Below are 1,316 nucleotides of genomic sequence, written 5' to 3'. Positions count from 1 at the left end.
GCCAAGCACTCACCGAAAGAGGTCCACCGATGGCCTTGTCCCAGTCTGCCCTGTCCGAACTGCTCGACGCGTTCCGCACCGGTGATGGCGTCGACCTGATCCGCGATTCGGTTCGCGTCGCGCTCCAAGAGCTGATCGAGCTCGAAGCGACCGAGCGCATCGGCGCGGCACCCTATGAGCGGACCGAGGACCGTGTCACCGAGCGCAACGGCCACCGGCCCCGGATGTTGACGACCAAGGCCGGCGACGTCGAGCTACGCATCCCCAAGCTGCGCAAGGGGTCGTTCTTCCCGATCATCCTCGAGCCCCGCCGCAGGATCGATCAGGCCTTGTACGCGGTGGTGATGGAGGCCTACGTCCACGGCGTCTCAACCCGCAGCGTCGACGACCTGGTCGAAGCGATGGGCGGCAGCGGGGTTTCGAAGTCCGAGGTCTCGAGGATCTGCGCGGGCCTCGATGAGACCGTCGGCGCGTTCCGCACCCGAGCACTCGATCACGTCGAGTTCCCCTACATCTACCTGGACGCGACCTACCTCCACGTGCGCAACAAGCCGGGCAAGGGCGGGCAGGTCGTGTCCATGGCCGTCGTTGTCGCGACCGGCGTCACCGCTGGCGGTGAGCGGGAGATCCTCGGCCTGGACGTCGGCGACAGCGAGGACGAGGTCTTCTGGCGCGGGTTCCTCAACTCGCTCAAGCAACGTGGTCTCGGTGGCGTCCAGCTGGTGATCAGCGACCAGCACGCCGGGCTCGTCAAGGCCCTGTCCCGGGCCTTCCAGGGCGTCGCGCACCAGCGGTGCCGGGTCCACTTCGCCCGCAACCTGCTGGCCCACGTTCCCAAGGGGCAAGTCGACTATGTGGCCGCCGCATTCCGGATGATCTTCGCCCAGGCCAAGCCCGACGACATCGACGCTGCATGGGACAAGACCCGCGACGAGTTCGCCGCCAGGTGGCCCAAGATCGGCCCCTACATGGACGAGGCCAAGGCCGAAGTCCTCGCGTTCACCGCGTTCCCGCGTGAGCACTGGCGCAAGATCTGGTCGACCAACCCGCTGGAGCGAGTCAACAAGGAGATCAAGCGCCGCGGCCGCGTCGTCGGGATCTTCCCCAATAACCCCGCCAGCGTAATCCGGCTCGTCGGCGCGGTGCTGATCGACATGCACGACGAGTGGATCGCGGGCGATCGCCGCTACCTCTCGGAGGGCTCCATGGCCAAGCTCTACGAGACCAGCGATACTGAGCCGGTCGCCGCCATCGAGAGCAGCGACGCGTAGGCACCGAGGATCACCTCAAAGCCCACCACCCCGCGGGGCTCTGTC

General features: G+C 66.9%; 1 protein-coding gene. It reads left to right on the top strand.

The features are described from left to right. Positions 1 to 29 precede the first annotated feature (29 nt). The gene (locus tag D6B71_RS22375; protein WP_121259010.1) at positions 30 to 1,271 is read left to right on the top strand and encodes an IS256 family transposase; all 1,242 of its coding nucleotides are present in this window, start codon (positions 30 to 32) and stop codon (positions 1,269 to 1,271) included. Positions 1,272 to 1,316 lie beyond the last annotated feature (45 nt).

Source organism: Nocardioides ferulae, from assembly GCF_003660455.1.
GTDB classification, from domain to species: Bacteria; Actinomycetota; Actinomycetes; order Propionibacteriales; family Nocardioidaceae; genus Nocardioides; species Nocardioides ferulae.
This window is presented reverse-complemented; position numbering and strand designations above follow the sequence as displayed.

Bases quoted from the DNA above. Each gene is read 5' to 3' on its own strand.
- D6B71_RS22375 (WP_121259010.1), top strand. From the start codon at position 30: ATGGCCTTGTCCCAGTCTGCCCTGTCCGAACTGCTCGACGCGTTCCGC.